We start from the raw sequence: 2603 nt of genomic DNA, 5'->3' as shown, positions 1-2603 counted from the left end.
CGAGCTTATGCCAAACTCAGTCTCGAGCGATATACCGCCTACTTGTTTCCAGTTAAATTTAAATCCGCCCAAATTTAAGACCATATCGCTACCTCTGCTCTCTTATCTCGGTGTTGGCGCTGTTAAATTCATCTCTTTTAAGCGCCTCTTTGACTCCTCTTGTTATTTGAGCCTTAAAGCTTTCAAGATCGAATTTGCCGTTATTTGAATTAAGCAAAAAATCGCCGTTAAAGTTTATATTTATATTCGCTCCGCTTGCGGTAGCCGCTAACGCGGCGACTTGCGGGGAAGCGGGTTTAGACGCCGCGGGTAAGACCTCTTTGGCCTTTACCGGCGCGCTTTGAGGTTCTTCGTCGTTAAACCACGAAAAAGGGTTATACCAGTTACTCTCTTTGCCGTCTCCTATACCAAGAGCGTCTTTCGTCCAATCAGTAGCCACACCGAGCGCATCGCCGATAGAGCTAACGATATCTACGACCCACTGAAATTTCTCGGATACCCAATCAAAAAAGCCTCCAAAGATAGATCTCCACCACTCTACTACCGAATCGAATATAGAGCTAAAGAAATTTGAAGTAGCCTCCCAATAGGGCTTTACGCTCTCCCAGATATTTCCAAAAAAGGCTTTTACTTTGTCCCAGTTTTCTATAATCCATGCCGCGCCCGCTCCTAAAGCTACTACCAGGGCTCCGATACCAGTAGAGATGAGGGCTAGGCGCATTATTTTCATGCCGGCCGCAGCCGCGAGAGACGCGCCTCTTACTGCAGCCATAGTCGCCGTCCATGCTTTACCCGCGGAGTTTGCTATCCAGGTAGCCGCTGTCGCGGCTTTCATGCGAGCAGCGGTAATCAAATACGCAGCGTTTAGCTTTAAAGTATTTAGATATTTGAGCTTAAATACCTCTTTTAGGAGGCTAAACGCCGTGCCCAGTATCTTGGCTTGTTGCCAAACTATACCTAAACTCCAAGCTAGAATTTTAACGGCCGGAGCCAAGGTCACGAAAGCCAAAAGGCCGCCCGCTAGACCGAATACGAACTTAGATATTTCAGGGTGTTCTTTTATAAACCAAGACATGCCGCTCGCGATAGAATTTAACGCCGAGGTTAGAAGTTTTAGCGTCGGTAAAAACGCTTCGCCTATAGATGAGCCTATATTTCTCCAGGCTTGCGCTAGTCTTTCGAGGCTCGATTTGGTAGTGTTTAGCTTGACTTGTAGCTCTTTTTGCATGCTTCCTGCGGCTTCGTCCGAAAAAGCCATCTTCATATTGGCTTTAAAGGCATCCATATTCGTAATCAAGCCTGCGATTTCGTCGCTAAAATTTCCGCCCATCAAATCATAAAGCAGTCCCGCCTGAAGCTCTTTAGGCGCGGCGGCGATACGATCTAAAAATAGCGTCACGGCTCCCGCGGCGTCTTTACCGATAGCCGTTTTTAAATACCCCGCGTCAAGGCCTATGGTAGCTAGCGCTTCGTGAAATTTCTTGCCCTGATTATCCACGTTGGCCAGTCTGGTATAAAGAGAATTTAGCGACGTACCTACGACCGACGGGGCCTTGCCGGTACTTAGCATGCTTGCCGCGATCGCACTGGCGGCTTTTTCGTTTAGGCCTAGCAGATTTGCGTTACCCGCCGTTAGAGAGGTGGCGGTAAGTATATCGGCCGCTCCGGCGTTGGTAACTTTGTTGTCAAGCAAATTTACGACGTCGAAAAACTCTTTTAGACCGTCTACCTTATCTAGCTTAAAACCCACTTTCATATTGTTTGCGGCCGTAGCCACTTCGTCGGCACTCATCTCAAACGCCGTAGAACCGGTAGCTAGCAAGCGCGTATATTTCACTAGCTCTTCGCCTGCTAAATTAATTTTTCCTCCGCCCGCGGCGATACTCGATAAATTTGAAAAACTTTCTCCCAGCTCGTTTGATAGCGTCTTCATCTCGTGCTTGAGTTTTAGTAGGTTCTCTTCGCTATCGTCTACGTATTTTTTGACGTTCGCAAAAGCGGCCTCGTCGTCAATGGCAAGTTTTACTGGTAACGCGAAGCCAGCCGCGCCGGCTAGCCTTGACTGCCAATTACTAAGCTCGCCGCCGATTTTTGAGATATTAGAGTCGATACCAAGCTTCAAATCTTTTATTTTAGATATTTTTTCGTTTAGTTTGGTAACGTTTCTGCCCGCCTTTTCAAGGCTTGAAGATAAGGCATTGAGTTTTGAGACATTGCCGCTAAGCGCGCCAAACCCCGCCGTTTTAAGGCCGATAAAAATACCTATTTGAGTACTATCCATTTTTGCCCTTTTTCTTGACTTTTAAATTTTCGCGAGTTACAATAAAAACATGAAGACAAACATCGGCTCTCAAAAAACAGACTTCGTAGAACTAGGCGTAAACCTAGGGATTATCGTCGGAGCCTCTTTGTGGGCGTTTTTTGATATAAATCCTTTCGGCGTCATGATCGCTTGCGCTCTAGCCGGCGGCGCGATAGATGGCATAAGAAGCTAATAAGCGCTCCTTGCCTTTAAAAACTCCATCGCTATTTTTAAAAAATCCTCATATTCGTCTACGTAAAACTCCATAATTTCATCAAACGAAAAATGAAGCGCGTGTCCT

General features: G+C 46.4%; 2 protein-coding genes. One reads left to right on the top strand and one right to left on the bottom strand.

The features are described from left to right. Window positions 1-88 precede the first annotated feature (88 nt). Entirely contained in the window at window positions 89-2281 is a 2193-nt protein-coding gene (locus UNSWCS_RS10325; RefSeq protein WP_021088459.1) for a phage tail tape measure protein, read from the bottom strand. Window positions 2282-2330: 49 nt separating this feature from the next. On the opposite strand from UNSWCS_RS10325, the gene UNSWCS_RS11895 reads away from it, so the two are divergent. Next, a complete protein-coding gene (locus tag UNSWCS_RS11895) occupies window positions 2331-2495 on the top strand; it encodes a hypothetical protein (RefSeq protein WP_021088458.1) in 165 nt (54 codons plus the stop codon). Window positions 2496-2603: the final 108 nt, after the last annotated feature.

This window comes from Campylobacter concisus UNSWCS (genome assembly GCF_000466685.1).
GTDB lineage: Bacteria > Campylobacterota > Campylobacteria > Campylobacterales > Campylobacteraceae > Campylobacter_A > Campylobacter_A concisus_A.
This window is presented reverse-complemented; position numbering and strand designations above follow the sequence as displayed.

Bases quoted from the DNA above. Each gene is read 5' to 3' on its own strand.
- UNSWCS_RS11895 (WP_021088458.1), top strand. From the start codon at position 2,331: ATGAAGACAAACATCGGCTCTCAAAAAACAGACTTCGTAGAACTAGGC.
- UNSWCS_RS10325 (WP_021088459.1), bottom strand. From the start codon at position 2,281: ATGGATAGTACTCAAATAGGTATTTTTATCGGCCTTAAAACGGCGGGG.